At 65.1% G+C, this 18,311-nt stretch carries 15 protein-coding genes; 5 read left to right on the forward strand and 10 right to left on the reverse strand.

What is annotated here, in order from left to right:
* Positions 1-65: 65 nt before the first annotated feature.
* Positions 66-878: an SDR family oxidoreductase gene (locus FS777_RS16580; protein WP_145256493.1), complete on the forward strand. Its 813-nt coding sequence runs from the start codon at positions 66-68 to the stop codon at positions 876-878.
* 21 nt (positions 879-899) lie between these two features.
* Here the strand turns inward: FS777_RS16580 and FS777_RS16585 are convergent, their stop codons facing one another.
* The 4 genes from FS777_RS16585 to FS777_RS16600 form a co-directional block, all read right to left on the reverse strand.
* Positions 900-2,306 (reverse strand): efflux transporter outer membrane subunit, encoded by a 1,407-nt coding sequence (locus FS777_RS16585; protein ID WP_256675190.1) that lies wholly within the window; start codon positions 2,304-2,306, stop codon positions 900-902.
* Between the two features lie 98 nt (positions 2,307-2,404).
* Positions 2,405-3,478: an HlyD family secretion protein gene (locus FS777_RS16590; RefSeq protein ID WP_145256500.1), complete on the reverse strand. Its 1,074-nt coding sequence runs from the start codon at positions 3,476-3,478 to the stop codon at positions 2,405-2,407.
* 27 nt (positions 3,479-3,505) lie between these two features.
* Positions 3,506-5,047, reverse strand: coding sequence for an MFS transporter (locus FS777_RS16595; RefSeq protein ID WP_078478026.1), 1,542 nt, complete (start codon positions 5,045-5,047; stop codon positions 3,506-3,508).
* 115 nt (positions 5,048-5,162) lie between these two features.
* Positions 5,163-6,068, reverse strand: a complete 906-nt coding sequence (locus FS777_RS16600; protein WP_058604906.1) for a LysR family transcriptional regulator — start codon at positions 6,066-6,068, stop codon at positions 5,163-5,165.
* A 181-nt stretch (positions 6,069-6,249) separates the two neighbouring features.
* Here FS777_RS16600 and FS777_RS16605 point away from each other — a divergent pair, with 181 nt between their 5' ends.
* Complete coding sequence (locus tag FS777_RS16605) at positions 6,250-6,708, forward strand: universal stress protein (protein ID WP_078478025.1); 459 nt, start codon at positions 6,250-6,252, stop codon at positions 6,706-6,708.
* A 181-nt stretch (positions 6,709-6,889) separates the two neighbouring features.
* On the opposite strand, the gene FS777_RS16610 is transcribed toward FS777_RS16605, so the two are convergent.
* From FS777_RS16610 to FS777_RS16625, 4 genes are read right to left on the reverse strand one after another with little or no spacing between them, the layout of a single operon-like run.
* Complete coding sequence (locus tag FS777_RS16610) at positions 6,890-7,744, reverse strand: HlyD family secretion protein (protein WP_058604904.1); 855 nt, start codon at positions 7,742-7,744, stop codon at positions 6,890-6,892.
* A 10-nt stretch (positions 7,745-7,754) separates the two neighbouring features.
* Positions 7,755-7,955, reverse strand: coding sequence for a DUF1656 domain-containing protein (locus tag FS777_RS16615; RefSeq protein ID WP_078478024.1), 201 nt, complete (start codon positions 7,953-7,955; stop codon positions 7,755-7,757).
* The gene (locus tag FS777_RS16620; RefSeq protein WP_058637186.1) at positions 7,945-10,122 is read right to left on the reverse strand and encodes an FUSC family protein; all 2,178 of its coding nucleotides are present in this window, start codon (positions 10,120-10,122) and stop codon (positions 7,945-7,947) included. Before FS777_RS16620 ends, FS777_RS16615 begins: the two co-directional genes overlap by 11 nt.
* On the reverse strand, positions 10,119-11,648 hold the full coding sequence (locus FS777_RS16625) for an efflux transporter outer membrane subunit (protein WP_145256503.1): 1,530 nt from the start codon (positions 11,646-11,648) through the stop codon (positions 10,119-10,121). Before FS777_RS16625 ends, FS777_RS16620 begins: the two co-directional genes overlap by 4 nt.
* A gap of 191 nt (positions 11,649-11,839) precedes the next feature.
* On the opposite strand from FS777_RS16625, the gene FS777_RS16630 reads away from it, so the two are divergent.
* Together FS777_RS16630 and FS777_RS16635 are read left to right on the forward strand one after the other, a co-directional pair.
* Complete coding sequence (locus FS777_RS16630) at positions 11,840-12,769, forward strand: LysR family transcriptional regulator (RefSeq protein ID WP_058604901.1); 930 nt, start codon at positions 11,840-11,842, stop codon at positions 12,767-12,769.
* A 73-nt stretch (positions 12,770-12,842) separates the two neighbouring features.
* On the forward strand, positions 12,843-13,817 hold the full coding sequence (locus FS777_RS16635) for a D-glycerate dehydrogenase (protein WP_058604900.1): 975 nt from the start codon (positions 12,843-12,845) through the stop codon (positions 13,815-13,817).
* 56 nt (positions 13,818-13,873) lie between these two features.
* Here the strand turns inward: FS777_RS16635 and FS777_RS16640 are convergent, their stop codons facing one another.
* A complete protein-coding gene (locus FS777_RS16640) occupies positions 13,874-14,776 on the reverse strand; it encodes a DMT family transporter (RefSeq protein WP_058637189.1) in 903 nt (300 codons plus the stop codon).
* A 182-nt stretch (positions 14,777-14,958) separates the two neighbouring features.
* Between FS777_RS16640 and FS777_RS16645 the strand changes: the two genes are divergently transcribed.
* Positions 14,959-15,846, forward strand: coding sequence for a helix-turn-helix domain-containing protein (locus FS777_RS16645; protein ID WP_058637190.1), 888 nt, complete (start codon positions 14,959-14,961; stop codon positions 15,844-15,846).
* Here the strand turns inward: FS777_RS16645 and FS777_RS16650 are convergent.
* Positions 15,843-18,233 carry a TonB-dependent siderophore receptor gene (locus FS777_RS16650; RefSeq protein WP_145256506.1) on the reverse strand — a complete coding sequence of 797 codons (2,391 nt, stop codon included), beginning with the start codon at positions 18,231-18,233 and terminating at the stop codon, positions 15,843-15,845. The genes FS777_RS16645 and FS777_RS16650 overlap by 4 nt on opposite strands.
* Positions 18,234-18,311: the final 78 nt, after the last annotated feature.

Genomic DNA, 18,311 nt, shown 5'->3' on the forward strand with positions numbered 1-18,311 from the left:
TGGCGACCGGTTGGCGACTCGGCGCAGACCCGCTGCCCCTCCACACAGACCCAAAGGCCTTCTGCATGTCGACAGTCCTGATCACCGGTTGCTCCAGCGGCATTGGCCGCGCCCTGGCCGATGCGTTTCGCGATGCCGGCCATCAGGTCTGGGCCACCGCCCGCCAGGCTGAAGATGTGGCGCGCCTGGCCGCTGCGGGCTTCGTTGCCCGGCAACTGGATGTCAACGACCCACACGCCCTGGCCCTGCTCGCGCAGGAACTCGAGGCACTGGACATCCTGATCAACAACGCCGGCTACGGCGCCATGGGGCCGCTGCTCGATGGCGGGGTCGACGCCCTGCAGCGCCAGTTCCAGACAAACGTGTTCGCGCTGGTCGGCGTGACACGCGCGCTGTTCCCCCAGCTGCGTCGCGCCCAAGGCCTGGTGGTGAACATCGGCAGTGTCTCCGGCGTGCTGGTCACGCCGTTCGCCGGCGCCTACTGCGCCTCCAAGGCTGCCGTGAAGGCCCTGAGCGACGCCCTGCGCCTGGAACTGGCGCCGTTCGGCATCCGCGTGATGGAGGTGCAGCCTGGGGCCATCGCCTCGCAGTTCGCCAGCCACGCTCAGCAGCAGGCGCAGCAGGTGCTGGCGCCGCAATCGCCGTGGTGGCCACTGCGTGAACACATCCAAGCCCGGGCCCGCGCCTCGCTCGACAGGCCGACACCGACGGCGACCTTTGCCCAAGGCGTGCTGAAAGCGACCCAGCGTTCGCCAGTGCCGGTACGGGTGCGGCTGGGCAATGGCAGCACGGCCCTGCCGCTGATGGCCCGCCTGGTGCCGCAGCGTTTACTGGACAAGGTGCTGCGCAAACGGTTTGGCTTGTCACGAACGTTGTAGGCCGGTCACGAGCCTACGCGTTCAGACCTTGTCGAATGCCTGCCACCCACCGCCGAGCGCTTTGTACAGCCCCACGAGCGCCTGGGATACCGCGGCAGCGCTGTCGATCCACTGCTCTTGGCTGGCCAGCAAGGCCGACTGCACGGTCAGTACATTGAGAAAATCCACCGCGCCTTCCACGTATTGACGCTGGGCCGTTTCCAGGGCGATGCGGTTCTGGCGCACGGCTTCGGCGAGGCGATCGCGACGCAGCTGGCTGGCGTTGTACAGGCGCAGCACATCATCGATTTCATGCCAGGCCCCCAGCACCACCTTGCGGTAGTTCAGGGCCGCTTCCTGCTGCTGCGCCTGGCGCAGGGCCAAGGTGCCCTTGAGGCGACCGCCTTCGAAAATCGGCAGCGACAGCTGCGGCCCGAAGGCGAAGCGGCGAGCATCCCAAGCACCGAAGTCAGCCAGCTGCATGGCCTTGAAACCCACGTTGCCAGACAGCCGGATACGTGGATAAAAATCAGCCTTGGCCACGCCGATGCTGGCCGTGGCAGCATGCAGGCGCGCCTGGGCCTGGCGAATGTCCGGACGACGCTCGGCCAGCTCCGACGGCACGCCGATGGCGAACGTCTGCTGCGGGGCGGGCAGCTCACCGGCTTGCAGCAAGCTGCCCTGCAGGCTGCGTGGGGGCTCGGCCGCCAGCAGGCTCAAGGCATTGATCAGATCGTCACGGCGCGCCTGCAAAGTGGGCAGGCGCGACTCGATCAAGGCGACCTGGGCGTTGGCCTGGGCCACGTCGAGCCGGGTGGCCACGCCTTCGGCCTGACGGTCTTCGGACAACTTCAGGCTGTGCCGCGCGACCTTGAGGTTGTCCTCGGTCACCTGCAACGTATGCTGCACCGCGCGCAGCTGGATGTAATCACCGGCCGTTTCGGCGAGCAGGGCCAGCAGGACGCCGTTTCGGTCGTTCTCGGCCACCTCGACACTGGCGTCGGCTGCTTCGACCTGACGCCGCACACGTCCCCAGACATCCAGCTCCCAACCTGCTACCAAGTCACCCTGCCACAGGTTGAAAGCCGATTTGCCCGCGTTGCCGGAGGGGTCACTCAGCCCTTCGGCGCTGTTGCGGGCACGGCTGTAGCCGGCATTGGCGTCCACCGACGGCTGCTGGTCGGCGGCCACGGTGCTGCGCAGCGCACGGCTTTGCAGCAAGCGGGCACTGGCGATCTGCAGATCAAGGTTGCGCGCGGCGACCTGTTCGATCAGTGCGCTGAGCCGTGGGTCGTGAAAGCTGTCCCACCAGCGCAACTGCATGGGCTCGGCCACAGGTTGGCTGGGCGCGTGCTCACCCTCCAATTGGTCCCACTGCTGGGGCGCGTGGGTATCGGGCTGCTGGAAGTCAGGGCCAAGGGTACAGCCCGTGAGCAGTGCAGCGAGCATTATGGCCGCAGGGGCCTTGCCCCCCAAACGCGTGATGGGCCGCGATGAACGGGCTGCCTGTGGGCCGGCGGGTGCAGGGCTCTGCGCGTAGGTGATGTTCATCGGGCCGTCACCTCGCTACCGGCCAGCTTATCGCCTTGGGTGTCGCTGGTCGTGTCGATGATCGCTTCGACCGACATGCCCACACGCAAGCGCGTCAACAACGGCTGCCCGTCATCGAAGACGATCTTCACCGGGATGCGCTGCACCACCTTGGTGAAATTGCCGGTGGCGTTGTCCGGCTTCACCGCGGCGAACGTCACCCCCGTGGCCGGAGCGATGCTTTCGACGTGCCCATGGAGTCGTTCATCGGCAAAGGTATCGACGCTGATGCTGACCGGCTGACCGGGCTGCACGTGGGTCAATTGGGTTTCCTGGAAGTTGCCTACCACATAGGCCTGCTGCAGGGGCACCACCGACAACAGCCGCGCCCCGGGGTTGACATAGGCCCCGATGCGCAACGCGCGTTCACCGACCATACCGTCCACTGGCGCCGTGATGCGGGTATAGGAGAGGTCCAGCCGGGCCTTTTCCACCCCGGCTTCGGCGCGCTTGAGCTGGCCATCGGCGCTGGCGACCTGAGCGGCGAGGATGTCCACCTGCTTGCGCGCAGCTACCGAAGCTGCACGGGCATTGGCCAGGCGAGCACGGGCCTGATCCACGGCGCTGCGTGCCTGCTGGGCGTTTTGCACGGTACCGGCGCCCTGCTCGGCCAGGCGTCCGTAGCGGCGAACTTCATGATCGGCGAACGCCGCCTCGGCCTCGGCGGCTTTCACCGCTGCCTGGGCCTGAGCAATCAGCGCGTCCTGGCGGTCGAGGGTGGCACGGGCATCGGTGCTCTGGGCCTGGGCCACTAGCAGCTGCGCCTGGGCAGCGTCCAGGGCAGCCTGGTAGTCGCGGGCATCGATGGTGGCCAGCAGTTGGCCGGCCTTGACTTGCTGGTTGTCCTCGACCAGCACCTGGGTGATGAAGCCGGCGACCTTGGGCGCGACCACGGTGTAGTCGGCGGTCACGTAGGCGTCGTTGGTGCTCTGCCGGTGGTCGCTGCCCAGCAGCCAGGGACCGACGAGGGCGGCCAGCACGGCCACGGTCAGCACAGCGCCGATGAACAGGGTTTTACGGTGGGTGGTCATTTGGCGTTTCTCGAATTCAGACAGGGGTCAGGCCACCGCACGCGGTGGATAAACCCGGGTGGGCATGACAGGAATCAGGCAGATCAGGGCTACGGCGATTACGGCCAGGACCAGGTAGAGGTCGGCCGAGGTCAGTACCAGCGCCTGGTCATGGATGCGCCTGGCAAGGCTGGCAGCGTGGTCGTCCAGCAACGGGGCATTGCCCAGGCTGTCGACCAGGTGATTGGAATGGAAATGCCGGCGCAGCGTGCCCAATGCATCGAGCAGCCCGCCCGCCACGACGGCGGACAAGCCCTTGACGGTGTTGAACCAGGCCGAGGCGAAGGGGCCTTCCTGGGGGCTCATGCCCGTGGTCGAGAGCATCAGCAACGGCAGCACCGCCATCGGCTGGCCGAACACCTGCAACAGGTAGAACGGGTAGAAATCGGTGCGAATCCACTGGCTGGTGAGCAGGCTGCTGCCGATGCAGGAGGCGGCCAGCATCCCCAGGCCGATGCCCAGCACCCAGCGACAGTCGACTGCGCGGATATTGCAAAGCGCGGCGGTCAGCGGCAGGGCGATCAATTGTGGCATCGCCACCAGCAGCATCAGCGGGCTGGTCTGGGCGGGCCGGTAGCCCTGGAGCTGTGCCAGGTAGGCGGACGGCAAACTACCCACACCCGAGAGGACGATGAGCACGCCCGCGACGGTCAACAGGGCAAAGGCCAGGTTACGCCGGCCCAGCAAGCGCAGCTGGAAAAACGGCAAGGGCTCGGACCACTCGTTGAACATGAACAGCACCAACAACAGCAGCCCACCGCCCAGCAGCCAGCAGATCAACGGCGAATCGAACCAGCCCCAGCGATCACCCAAAGACAACCCCAGCACGATACCGCAGATCGCCGGTAACCCAAGCAGCACACCACGCCAGTCGAACTGCCTGAAACGCTCCAGGCGCAATGGGTCCTGCGGCAGCCCCCACGCCACGCAGCCACCGGCCACCAGCGACGGCAGGATGATCTGCCAGAACGCCCAGCGCCAGCCGACGTATTCGGTCCACAAGCCGGCCAACGGTGTACCCAGGTTGGGGCCGAAGGTGGCAGTCAAGGCATAGCACGCCAGGCCGTAGACCTTGATGCCAGGGGGCAGGAAGCGCAGCGCCACGCTCATCAGCATCGGCGGCAGTGCCCCCGAGGCAAGCCCTTGCAGCACCCGCAGCAGCATCAGGCTGTGCAGGTTGGGGGCGAAGGGTTGCAGCAGACCCAGCACTGCGAAGGCACCGATGGCTGCCAGGGTGAAGCGCCGCAGGGAAAAGGTGGTCGCCAACCAGGGCGAGAAGGCCATTGCCGAGACGGAGGCTGCGCTGTACACCGCCAGCAGCCAGGCCCCCTCATCGGCACCGATAGCCATGGCCCCGCGGATATCGGCCAGGGAAATCTTGGTCACGGACTCGTTGAGGCCCGCACACAGCACCGCCAGCAACACGCCGAACAGCCCGACCACCACCTGCAGGCCGAACGCGCCCTGTGCAGGGGCGGTCGATGCAGGCGTGGCAGCCAGCCCGCTAGCAGGGGCAGAAACGGCATTCATTTAGAGACATCTCCAGCAACACTTTTACGACTGGAGCGATTTTAGGCAGGGTAAATGCTGACGAAAACTGAATTATTGGCAGTTTTATATTGCGCCAAACGCAACGATGGCCTGTTCAGGGATCGCTTCGGGTACACGCCTTGATCGTCTGACGCAGCCACTGGTGGGCCGGGTCGTTGTCGAAACGTGGGTGCCAGGCCTGCATCACGTTCACTTTTTCAAGCGGTACGGGAATCTCGAAGGCGCGCAGGGGCAGCTTTAGGCGCTGGACACTGTTCAGGATGTTGGCTGGAATCGGCAGGATCAGGTCCGAATCGGGTAACGAGAACATCGCCGAGTGAAAGCTGGTGGTGATCAGCGCCACCCGGCGCTCCACCCGATGGTTGGCCAGGGCCACATCGATCGGACCGTTGGCACGGCCGCGACGCGACACGCTGATCTGTGGGAACGCGGCGAAGCGTTGTGGGGTGATGTCCTGGTCGAAGACCGGATGTTCCATGCGCGCCAAGCCGACGAAATAGGTGCTGAACAAACTCTGCACCTTGATCTCCGGCCCCAGCTCCACGGAGGAGCTAACGATCAGGTCGATGTGGCCGTTGCGCAACATGGCATCGTCGTCACTGCTGCCTTCGGGCACGAAGCGCAGCACGGTATTGGGCGCGTCGGCCAGCATCATGCGCAGCAGCTTGGCCCCGTAGAGGGCGATGAACAAATCGTTGGTACGCACGTTGAAGGCACGGTGCAGCTTGGACAGGTCGACGCCTTCACGGCTGCGAAACACCTGCCCGGCCTGCTCAACCAGGCCATGCACCTGCTCGCGCAGGGCCAGGGCCCGTGGCGTTGGCACCAGCCCGCGACCGGCGCGCACCAGGATGGGGTCGCCCATGGCCTCGCGGATGCGCCCCAGCGTGCGGCTCATGGCGGCTGGGCTGAGGTTCATGCGTTGTGCCGCGCCTACCACGCTGCCTTCATCGAGCAGCACGTCGAGGGCGACCAGCAGGTTCATGTCAGGGAGTTGCATGGCCGTTTTCCGAGACGACGTTGGGAAACGGCGATGTTAGCAGGTTGCTCGATTGCGCCCGACGCAATGTGCTCGTGCGTGGCAGGGCCTTTATTCGCAGTCCAGGTGAGGTCGAGAATGGCAGCAGCAGGTTCGGCCCCATGCCGGAAGACGAGCCACCACTCACGATAAAGGATCCCGCATGCCCAGCCCCGTGCTCATTGCCATCGACGCCTCCCCTGCCACTCAAGCGCTGCTCGCCCTGGCCCGCCGCTGGTGTCGCCCTGAAGACCATACCTTGCATGTACTGCTGGCCATCGATGCCACCTTTGCCGTGCACGAACAACCGGCGCCCTACACGGCCGACGAACAAGCGCAGTACCCTGCCGCGTGCGAGGAACAGCAACAGGCCGATCATGCCCTGGGCGAGGCGGTCCGTGCCTTGCAGCAGGCAGGCTTCGCCTGCCAGGGCTGCATGGTGGCCGGTCAGCCTGTGGAGGTCATCGTGGCCAGGGCACAGGCACTGGAATGTGAACTGATCATCATGGGGCACCGTCATCTGTCGCGGCTGGGGCGACTGCTGGACCCCTCGATCAGTGCCAAGGTGATCGATCAGGCCCAGGTGCCGGTGCTGGTCGGGGCGGCTGAACGTAGCGCTTGAGAAGCTGAACATCAGGTAAATGCGGGACCTGTAGGAGCGGTCTTGTACCGCGATGGGTCGCGCAGCGGCCCCAGGAATATTTGCTGCGAAGCTGAAATCTTGGGGCCGCTGCGCGGCCCATCGCGGCACGAGACCGCTCCTACAAGGGGTAGCGTGCCGCAGTGTCAGGCCGCCGAGTGCTTCACTGCGGATCGACCACCACCGTACAGGTAGTCCCCGCTGCCAGGAAGAAGCCTTCGGGCACCTGGTCGATATGGATGCGCACAGGCACCCGCTGGGCCAGGCGCACCCAGTTGAAGGTGGGGTTCACATCGGCAATCAGCTCGCGGCTCTGGGGGTTGTCGCGGTCGTAGATGCCCCGGGCGATGCTCTCCACATGGCCCTGCAAGCGTTCCCCGCTCATCATCTGCAGTTCGGCAGGGTCGCCTACCTTCACATGGGGCAACTTGGTTTCTTCAAAAAACCCGTACACCCAGAATGACGCCTCATCGACCACCGCCATCACCGCCTCGCCGGTGCGTGCGTAATCGCCCTTGTGAACGTTCAGGTTGGTCACATAGCCATCGACCGTGGCCACGATCCGGGTACGTTTGAGGTTCAATTCGGCGGCCGCCAGGGCCGCCTGGGCCTGCTGGTAGTCGGCCAGAGCAGCGCTGGCAATGTTGCTGGCATCGTCGCGGTTTTCCTTGGAGATCACCAGGTTGTCCAGGTCGGCACGGCGCCTGGCATTGACCCGGCGCATTTCCCAGGTGGCCTTGCGGGCGGCGACCAGGGCCTTGGCCTGTTCGACCGCCAAACGGTAGTGTTCCGGATCGATCTGGATCAACAGGTCGCCCTTGCTGACCCGCTGGTTGTCCTTGACCGGCACATCGACCACGTAGCCAGGCACATCGGCCGCCACGTTGATGATGTCGGCGCGTACCCGGCCATCCCGGGTCCAGGGGGTGGTCATGTAATGCAGCCACAGCTGACGACCGATCACCACGGCGGCCGTCAGGACCAGCAACGTGGCGACAAGGCTGAAGAACTTTTTCATCGAAGGATTCTCACCAGTAGAGCGACAGCGCCGGGGCGCCGAACAGGCAGACGAACAGGCTCAGGCGCAGCAGCGCCGGGTGCCAGAAGAAACGGTAGCCATCAACGCTGGCAATGAACCGGTCAAGCCCCCAGGCCAGGCCTAGCGCAAACAGGAACATCAGGGTCAGGGTGGGCATGTACACGCCGTGGAAGGCGATTTCACGAGGCATGGGGCAACCCTTTGGGTGGCGCAAGCGGTGAGTGGGGGTCGAGCAAGGACGAGCGGATGAAGTGCAGGTAGCTCTGCACACGGCGTAGCACTGACGTGTCGAAGTGCCGCGCAAACGGCTCGTCGGTGGCCTGGACTCGGGAAATGGCATGGTCCACCGCCACCAGGGCACGCTCATGATTCCCGACGCTGGGCTGCAGGAACAGGCGCGCCAGGGCACGGCCCATGACCCGGATAGCCTGGCGCCACGGCTGGGACTCGGCATAGGCCGGGTGCACGGGGGCCCGCGCCTGCTCCTTGCGCAGCTCGATGACCGCATGGCCGATTTCCAGCACGCTGAACATCCAGCCCATCAACTGGCTTTGCACCTGGGGCTTGCCGGCCGCCAGGCCATAGGCCTGGTGCAGCAAGTCGCGCGTGCGGCTTTCGAAAGCCGTGCCGATGCCGCGCAGGCGCCCGCTGATGGCAAACAGCACTTGTTCACGCAAGGCCTGCTCCAGCCGGCTCCACAACCAGCGGCTATTGGGTGGCAGGATGATCGCCCCGGCAGCCGCGCACACGAACATGCCGACGACCATGGCGATGTAGTCGTTGATGAAGCTGTACGGGTCATACACCGTCAGGTTGTTGGGCACCGAGCCAATGGCGAAAAACACCAGCAGGCCAATGCCGTAGCCCGAGTAGGCCGGGCGCGACGAGAGAAACGCACCCAGCACGAACACCGGCGCCAGGACCATGCACAGCAAAGGGAAGCCGTCGATCCAGGGAAACACGAAGAAGGTTTCGAAAAAACCGACCACCGCGCCGATCGCCGTGCCGCAGGCCATCTGGAACGACAGCCGCTTGGGGTTGGGCGAGGCCGCCGACAGCCCGGCGGTGACCGTGGCGATCAAGGTCATCATGGCGCCGCTTGGCCAGTCGCTGATCAGCCAGTAGCTGCCCAGCAGCAACAGCACCGCCGCCGAACGCAGCCCGGCTGCCAGGCATACCAGCGTACTGGTCTGTGCCACGTAGGGTTCGTCCCACTGCTCCCGCGCGTGGTTGTGCACGGCCAGGGAGGCGTGGGTTTCGGCGTAGCTGTACATCTCGTCCACGAAGCGGTAAAGCAACTCGAACGCCGTGTGAAAATCCAGCAGGTCGGCTTCGCCGGGCGCGGTGGCCAGGTAGTCGGCGCGCAAGCTGCGGACCTGGGCCTGCAACCCTTCGCGGTAGGCACCGAGCTCGAGGGTCAGGCGCAAGGCGTCGGCGTCGGTCAGCGCGCGCCCCACATAGGGTTCGAGCAGGTCGACGAGGGTGTGCAGGCCAGGCTCGATGGCGCTGACGATCTGCACAGGCCCGCGTGCGCGAAGCCGCTCGATCAGACGGTGCAGGGCGTTGAAGCGGGTGGTGATGGCCATGAATTCGCTGTTCATGCGCACCAGCCGGCCACTGCGCCGACGCATGTGCGGGTCCTCGAAGGCAGTGACGTTGCGCAGGCTTTCCAACCCCACCGCCTCGGCCACGAAGCGCACATTGCTGCTTTCGAAACGCTCACGCTGACTGTCGCCGCGCAAGGCTTCGACGACTACCGCCGCGAACGCGCCAAAGCGCTGGTACAGGGCGTTGCGCATGGCGGCACTGGCCGACTGCGGCAGGATGGCGGCGCTGACGAAGGTGGACACCAGGATGCCCAGGGCAATCTCCAGCACTCGCCAGACCGCGGCCATGAATGCCTGGTCGGGGTGCTGCAACACCGGCAGGCCGATCATCGCCGCGGTGTAGCCGGCCAGCACGAAGCCATACGCCTGGAAGGTGCGGTAGCGCATGGCGCCTGCCGAGCACAGGCCCACCCAGACGGCCAGGCTGGGCAGAAACAGTTCGGTGTTCTGCGGGAAGACGGCCATCAATGCGACCATCATCACAGAGCCGGCCAGGGTGCCCAGCACCCGGTAGAAGCTCTTGGCGAACACATGCCCGCTTTGCGGCTGCATGACGATGAACACCGTGATCATGGCGGTACGCGGCTGCGGCAACTCCAGGCGCATGGCCAGCCACAAGGTGATGAAGGCTGCAGCCAGCACCTTGAAGATGTACACCCAGGTGACCCCATCGGTCCGCACCCAGGCATGGAAACCGCGCCGCCATTGCAGGCTCTGCGACCAGCGCAGGGGTAAACCCCATGTGCTCATGGGCGTGCTCTCGGCTTGGGGTTGAGAATGGCGAGGGTTGCCGGCGTGGCTGGCGGCGCCTGGCGCTCTTGGTCCGGTACATCCGAGCCGGCTTGCAGACCGCCGCCCAGCGCCGTCACCAGGGCGGCGTGGGCGATCAGGCGCGCGGCCTGCACCTGCTGCTGAACCTGTTGCTGACGAAACAGCAGCGTTTGCGCGTTGAGCACGTTCAGGTAGTCGGTAAGGCCCCGCTGGTAGGCGACCATGGCGATGTCATAGGTTTTCTGCGCGGCGGCGACCGACTCGGCCGCGAAGTGCGCCTGCGCCTGCATCGATTCGCGACGCACCAACTGATCGGAGATGTCCTTGAGCGCGCCGATCACCGTCTGGTTGTAGCGCGCCACGGCCACATCATAGTCGGCGGCGGCGGCCCCCAGTTGCGCGCGCAGACGCCCGCCATCGAAGATCGGCAGGGTGACGGCCGGGCCGACGGTGTAGTTGAACTTGCGCCCGGTGAGAAACGCCAGCGGGCCGCCGCCAGTGGCGACGAAACCCAGGCTGCCGATCAGGTCCACGTTGGGGAAGAAGCCGGCGTGGGCCATGTCGATCCCACGCGCCTGGGCAGCGACCTGCCAGCGGCTGGCGACCACATCGGGGCGCTGGCCGACCAGTTCGGCGGGTAGCCTGGAAGGCAGCGTCAGCGGTGCGGCAAGGACCAGGCTGGGGCGCTGCAGCTGCGCGCCCTCCCCTGGCCCCTTGCCCGCCAGGGCGGCCAGCTGATGGGTGGCCAGGACGATAGCCTCGTCCAGGCTGTCGAGCTGGCGATGGGTTTCCGGCAGCGGCGCCTGGGCCTGGCTGACCTCCAGATGGGTGCCGATGCCCGCGTCCAGGCGACGCTGGGCCAGGTCCAGGATCTGCTCTTGCTGCGCCAGTTGAGCCTTGATGATGTCGCGCCGGGCGTAATGCAGGCTCAGCTCGATGTACACGCTCACTACCGTGTTCTGCAGCTCCAACTGGGCCTGCCTGGCCTCTGCCACCTGTCGATGGGCCTGGTCCACGGCCTGCTCGCTGGCATTGCGCTCGCGCCCCCAGAGATCGAGGGCGTAGCTCAAGCCAAGGGTTGCGTTGTTATCCCAGGTGGTGGCACCGGACAAGTCGCCAGGGCCATAGAAGGGGTCGTCAGGCCAGTTGTGCCGGTTGAGCGTCGCCTGACCGTTGCCTTGCAGGTGTTCGGCCGACTCGGCAAGGCCAGCCAGGGCACGCGCTTGACGCACCCGTGCTGCGGCGATGGCAAGGCTAGGGTTGGCGGCCAGCGCCATTGCTATCCAGTGATCGAGCTGGGGGTCGCGGTAGGCGCGCCACCATTGCTGGTCCGGCCAGTGGGCATCGGTGGCGGCCTGCTCGATGGCTGCACTGGGGCTCAGGGTGTTGGCTTGCAGCGTTTGGGTCTGCGGGGCAATGCCCCAGGTTCCGATACAGCCGCTCAAGGTGAGGGCAAGGGCACAGGCACTGAACGCTTGAAGCGTTCCGATGATGCAACGCGGCACAGCTGCGATATCCCGAGGAAGAGGTGGAGGGGCTGGGCAATTCTAGGGGGCGGCCACACTGGCGATAAGCGCTGATTCCTGCGAATCTTTGTTACTGAAACGGCGATAATCAGCCTTTGGTCGAAGGCAACTTTTCATCCTGGTTGCACGACTTCGTGACACAATTTTGTCCTCTACATCGAGAGTGACCCATGGACACCCTGCAAAACATGCGTGCCTTCAGTTGCGTGGCCCAGCTCGGCAGCTTCACGGCCGCAGCGGGCCAGTTGGATACCACCACCGCGAACGTCTCGCGAGCCGTCTCCAACCTGGAAGCTCATCTGCAAACACGCCTGCTCAACCGCACCACGCGCCGCATCGCGCTGACCGAAGCCGGCAAGCGCTACCTGATGCGCTGCGAACAGATTCTGACCTACGTCGAAGAAGCCGAGGCCGAGGCCAGCGACGCCCATGCCCGCCCTGCCGGGCAGTTGAAGGTGCACTCGATGACCGGGGTGGGCCAGCATTTCGTGGTCGATGCCATTGCCCGCTACCGCGAATCGCACCCGGACGTGACCTTCGACCTGACCATGGCCAACCGTGTACCCGACCTGCTCGACGAAGGCTACGACGTGTCCATCGTGCTGGCCACCGAGCTGCCGGATTCAGGCTTCGTGTCGCAACGGCTGGGCATCACCTACAGCATCGTCTGCGCGTCGCCGGCCTATATCGCCCGTCATGGCGTGCCGCACAAACCGGCCGATCTGCTCAAGCATGCCTGCCTGCGCATGGTCAGCCCGGTGATACCGCTTGAAAAATGGCTGTTTGACGGCCCCGAAGGCCAGGAAATGGTCAACATCACCAGCTCGCCGTTCATGGTCAACACGGCCGATGCGATGCGCACGGCCATTCGCAGTGGCATGGGGGTGGGGGTATTGCCGATCTATTCGGCCATCGAAGGCTTGCGTAACGGCACCCTGGTGCGAATCCTGCCGCAATACCGGCTGCAGGAACTGAACCTGTATGCCATCTACCCGTCGCGCCAGTACCTGGACGCGAAGATCAAGACGTGGGTGGAGTACCTGCGTAACTCGCTGCCGGAAATCCTCGCGGCCCATGAAGCCGACTTGAAAGCGCACTGAGCCACCACCGGGCCAAGGGTTGCAGCCTGCTGCGCACAACCTGTAGCTTCAGGCTTTTGCCTTCAGGTGAACGATGAAAAAGACCGTCCTTGCCTTCAGCCGGATCACCCCGGCCATGGCCGAGCGCTTGCAGCACGATTTCACCGTGATCATGCCCGATCCCAAACGCGGTGACGTCAACGCGCAGTTCAACGAAGCCCTGCCGCATGCCCACGGCCTGATTGGCGTGGGCCGTAAGCTGGGGCGTGCCCAGCTCGAAGGGGCCGGCAAGCTCGAAGTGGTGTCCAGCGTGTCGGTGGGCTACGACAACTACGATCTGGACTACTTCAACGAGCGCGGCATCGCCCTGACCAATACGCCGGACGTGCTCACTGAAAGTACGGCTGACCTGGGCTTTTCCTTGATCATGGGCTGCGCCAGGCGAACCGCGGAGCTCGACGCCTGGACCAAGGCCGGCCATTGGCAGGCCAGCGTGGGGCCTGCGCTTTTCGGCAGTGACGTGCATGGCAAGACCCTGGGCATCGTCGGCATGGGCAACATCGGCGCGGCCATCGCCCGGCGGGGTCGCCTTGGCTTCAACATGCCGGTCATCTACAGCGGCAACAGCCGCAAGACGGCCCTGGAGCAGGAACTGGGTGCACAGATGCGCAGCCTTGAGCAACTGCTGGGCGAAGCTGATTTCGTCTGCATCGTGGTGCCGCTGTCCGATGCCACGCGCCAGTTGATCGGCGCCCGCGAATTGAAGCTGATGAAGCCCTCGGCGTTTTTGATCAACATCGCCCGCGGGCCAGTGGTGGACGAGGCGGCACTGATCCAGGCCCTGCAGGACGGCACGATCCGCGGTGCCGGCCTGGACGTGTATGAAAAGGAACCCCTGGCCGACTCCCCGCTGTTCAGCCTGCCCAATGCCCTGACCCTGCCCCACATTGGTTCGGCCACCGCCGAGACGCGTGAGGCCATGGCCAACCGCGCCATCGACAACCTGCGCGCGGCGCTGCTGGGCGAACGGCCCAGGGACCTGGTCAATCCTCAGGTGTGGAAAGGCTGAGCACGGGCGTAGCTGACACGGGCCGCAATCAATGCGGCCCTGTTTCATGAACAGGCCTAGGCAGGCCGAGGCACCTCGGGGCCGCGCGCAGCCTTGGGTTTGCGAAACACCAGCACATTGCCCGCCATCACCGCTACCAGGCCAAGCAAGGCGGTGGGCGTCCATTGATAGCCTTCGACGGCCGCCGACACGTTCAGGGCCACCAGCGGGAAAAGCACCGTGCAGTAGGCCGCACGCTCCGGCCCCATGCGCCCGACCAAGGTCAGGTATGCGGTGAACGCGATCACCGAGCCCGGCACCGCCAGGTACAGCAATGAGCCCACGTAGCGTGCGCTCCACTCCATCTCGAACGGAATCCCACCCACCAGGCAGGCAATTGCCAGCATGCCTGCCCCATAAGCCATGCCCCAGGCATTGGTGGTCATGGGCTTGAGCCCGGCCGCCTGCTGAACACTCGAAAGCATGTTGCCTGCCGAAAAACACAAGGTGCCAAGCAGCGCTAGACCAAGGCCGTACAGGGTTTGGCGGCTGGCTGCATGGTGCGACAGCTCCGGCCAGAACAGCAGGCCCAGGCCCAGCAATCCCAAGGCGCCACCGCCTAGTACATGCGGGGCCACCTGACGGCCAAAAAACAGCCGGGCATTGATCGCGTTCCACAAGGTGGCGGTGGAGAACACCACGGCAATGAGGCCGCTGGCGATCCATTGGCTGGCGCTGAGAAAGCAGATGAAGTTGATGCAGAACAGGCATAGTCCCTGGGCCAGGCAGATCTGGTGGCCGCGCCGACCCATGGGCTGCAGGCGCCGGGTGAGCAACAGCATGGCAAACAGGATCAGTGCTGCCAAGGCAAAGCGATAGACGATGGATACGGGGATGGCGACCCCACCCAGCTGGAATTTCAGGGCAATCCAAGTCGTACCCCAGATCAGCACGGTGAGCAGGTAGAGCGACAGGTTCATGGTGTGTTTCCTTTGGGCCTTCCACAGGTGTCCCGGCCAAGGCAGGCATGCCTGGAGTAACGGGCACCGCCAGTATTTCGCTCGGTAGCCCTGCCCTGCTTGCATAAACTTGCGCTTTTGCGCATCAGGGCGCTGTCACCTGCCCTTGGCCGCAGTAGCATGTGCAGCAGAGGTAGGCCCCGATGACGCCATTCACGCAGCTGCAAGTGTTCAATGTCATGCATGCATCCCCCAACGCCCGGCTGGAGCTCAGCGCGCACCTGGGCGATGGGCTGGCGGCTGCGCTGTGGCGCAACCGCGACGATGCCCGCGACTACCAGGCACCCAGCCACCACACCCTGTCCTGCTACCTGGCTGACGGTACCGGCACCTTTCGGCGCCAACGCCCGGCCGACAAGGGTGCTCCGGACAAGCTGTGCGTATTGCCGGCCGAGCACGAATCGAACTGGGTGATCAACGGGGCCATCCGCATGGCCCACCTGTATGTGAGCCCGGCGCAGTTCGCGCTGGGGTGCGTACGCCTGCTCGACCGGGAGCCGCGGGCGCTGCAACTGCAGGAGGCGACCTTCATGGACGACCCCAGGCAGGCCCTGCGCTTTCGCCAGCTGTCAGGCCTTGACTGGAACGAGCCGGCCGAACGTTTGCTGGCCAGCAGCCTGGCCCACGAGATCGTCGACCATGCCTTGCTCAGTCAAGTGGGCCTGCGCCAGGGGCTGCGCCTGAAGGGCGGGCTAGCGCCCAGCCAGCGCCGGCAGTTGATCGACTACATCGAAGCACACCTGGAGCATGCCCTTACCCTGGGCGAGCTGGCCGTGCGCTGCAACCTGTCCGAGTACCATTTCGCACGCATGTTTCGCGTGAGCTTCGGCTTGCCCCCCCACCAATACCTGCTGGCCCGGCGCCTGCACCGGGCATGCCTGCTGCTGCGGCTGGGCCATGCGCCCTTGGGCGAGGTAGCCCTGGCCTGCGGGTTCGCCAGTGCCAGCCATTTCAGCAATCGCTTCCGCCAGGTGCTGGCGGCCACGCCTGGGGAGTATCGCCAGGCCCTGGGCCGCAGGGCTGGTCGCTAGAATTCGAAGGTGCCCGATACGCTCACCTGCCGCGCATCGCCCACCGCCACGAAGTACTGGTTGACCGACGAGCTGTAGTACACCTTGTCGAACAGGTTCTTGACGTTCAGTTGCAGGCGAACGGTGTGCGCGTCCAGCTGGGTCTCGAAGCTGGCGAAGGCGTCGGCCACCGTGTAGGACGGCAGGTCGAAGGTGTTGGTGGCATTGCCGGTACGCTCGCCCACATAACGCGCCCCGGCACCGGCGCGCAGGCTGTCGCCACCGAACAGGCTGCCGAAATCGTAGACGGCGGACAACGAAGCGCCGTGCCGCGCCACGTTCTGCAGGCGGTTGCCCTTGAGGGCCGGGTCCTGGGTGACCTTGGCATCGGTGAAGGCGTAGCTGCCGATCAGGCTCCAGCGCTCGCTCAACTGGCCGGTCAGGTCCAGCTCGACGCCCCGGGAGTTCACTTCACCGGCATTGCTGTAGACCGTCTCGCGGGTGCTCGAATCGAAGTTGGACACCAGAACGTTGCGCTTGGTGATGTCGAACAAGGCCAAGGTGCCGGTGATGCGCCCTGGTACGTCGAGCTTGGCCCCAAGCTCCCACGACTTGCTCTCTTCCGGGGCGATGGCGCCGTCGAGCACCACGTTGCCGGCCAGTGGTGCGATGGTCGAGTTGGGCTTGAACGATTCGCTGTAGCTGCCGTAGAACGAGAGCTGTTCATCGACCTTGTACACCACCCCCGCATGGGGGACCCAGGTTTGCCCGCTGATGTCGGTGTTGGCCTTGAACGGGCGTCCGCGACCGGCGTACTGGTCATATTGCTGGAAGCGCCCACCGGCCACCAGGATCCAGTGATCGTCCAGGTGCAGCGCATCCTGCATGAACAAGGCGTCGGTGCGCAGCTCGTCGGTCTGGTCACTGTCGGAGGCGCGCACTGTGCTGCCCTCCACTTCACGCCCATACACAGGGTTCAGGTAGCTGAAGGGGGTGCGCGGCGTCTGGCGGATCAGGTCGGCGCGGTACACCTTGCGGTCTTCATGGTCCAGGCCCACCAGCAGATCATGCTGCAGGCCTGCCAACTGGACTGTGCCGGCCAGGCTCGCCGTGACGAACTGGTCTCGGCTCATGGCACCGCGCGTGCCATCGATGCTGCGCGTCAGTGTGCCGGTGCGCGGGTTGACCCCGGTCACGCGGACCTGGCTGGCGTCATAGGTTTCCCGGTTGAAGCTGTAGCCCAGGTGCAGCTTCCAGTCGTCGGCAAGCTGATGGTCCAGTTGCAGGCTGTAGAGGTCGGAGCGGCCCTGCATGTCGTTGAACGGCTCATCCAGGCGCCGAGTGGCCGGGATGTTGAGCGGATGGCCGTCGTTGCCGAAGGCCGTGCCGCGGTCGAACGGGTAAAGAAATTCACGGTGCTCGTAGGCCACCACTACTTGGGTATCCTCGCCCAGCCAGGCCAGCGAGGGGGCCAGCAGTGTCTCGCGGCGCACGCCGTAGTTGCGCCAGTAGTCTTCGTCCGTGTGGTCGGCAATCAGGCGGTAGGCCAAGTTGCTGTCGCCCAGCGCACCGGTGCTGTCGAAACCACCACCGCTGCCGTTCTTGCCATCGCCGTAGGTCGAGCCGCGTGCAGTCAGTGCGTTGTAGGCCTGCAGCTGGGGCCGCTTGCTGACCACGTTGATCACCCCGCCTGGATCCTGGATGCCGTACAACAGCGAAGCCGGCCCCTTGAGCACCTCGACCCGCTCGGTGCTGGCGCTGAGGCTGCGGCCCTGCACCAAGGGCATGCCATCGCGCATGATCGAACCGTCGCGGTTGTCGCCAAAGCCTCGCTTCATGACGGTGTCGGAGGTACCGCCGAAATTGTTGCCTTGGGTAATGCCGCTGACATTGGCCAGGGCATCGTCCAGGTTGCGCGGCGCCTGGTCGCGCAGTACTTGGGCGGGCACCACGTTGATCGCCTGGGGGATGTCCTGGGTGGGGCCCTGGCCGCGCATGATCGAGGTGGTGGTCGGCGGCTGATAGCTCAAGCTGTCGAGCTGCGAAGTCACGGTGGTGGCCTGCAGGTTCAAGGCACCGGCGGTGTCCAATGCCTGCAGGGTGAAGGTATGGGCATCGACCCGTTGCCAGGTCAGCCCGGCATTACCCAACAAGCGCTGCAACGCCTGCTCGGCGCTCAAGGCCCCGTGCAGCGCAGGCGCTTGCACGGCAGGCAGCGTCAGGGTATGGACCACGCTCTGCCCGGTGACGCGGCTGAAGGCGGCGAGGGCCTGGAGCAGTGGCTGGGCAGGTTGGTCGAAGGTATAAGCTTGCGCGCGTTGCGCCGCACTCGCCGCCTGGATGTAGATGAACGGCGGGAGTACTGCAAGACCGAGCCAAAGGGGAACGCAACGCAAAGTAGACTTCATGGACGCTGACCTGAGAGAAGGTATTGAGTGCGAATGAATCGCACTTTCACGCACTACACGGTTATGGCGTGCTGTTAC

It is taken from the genome of Pseudomonas sp. DE0157 (assembly GCF_007678615.1).
GTDB lineage: Bacteria > Pseudomonadota > Gammaproteobacteria > Pseudomonadales > Pseudomonadaceae > Aquipseudomonas > Aquipseudomonas parafulva_B.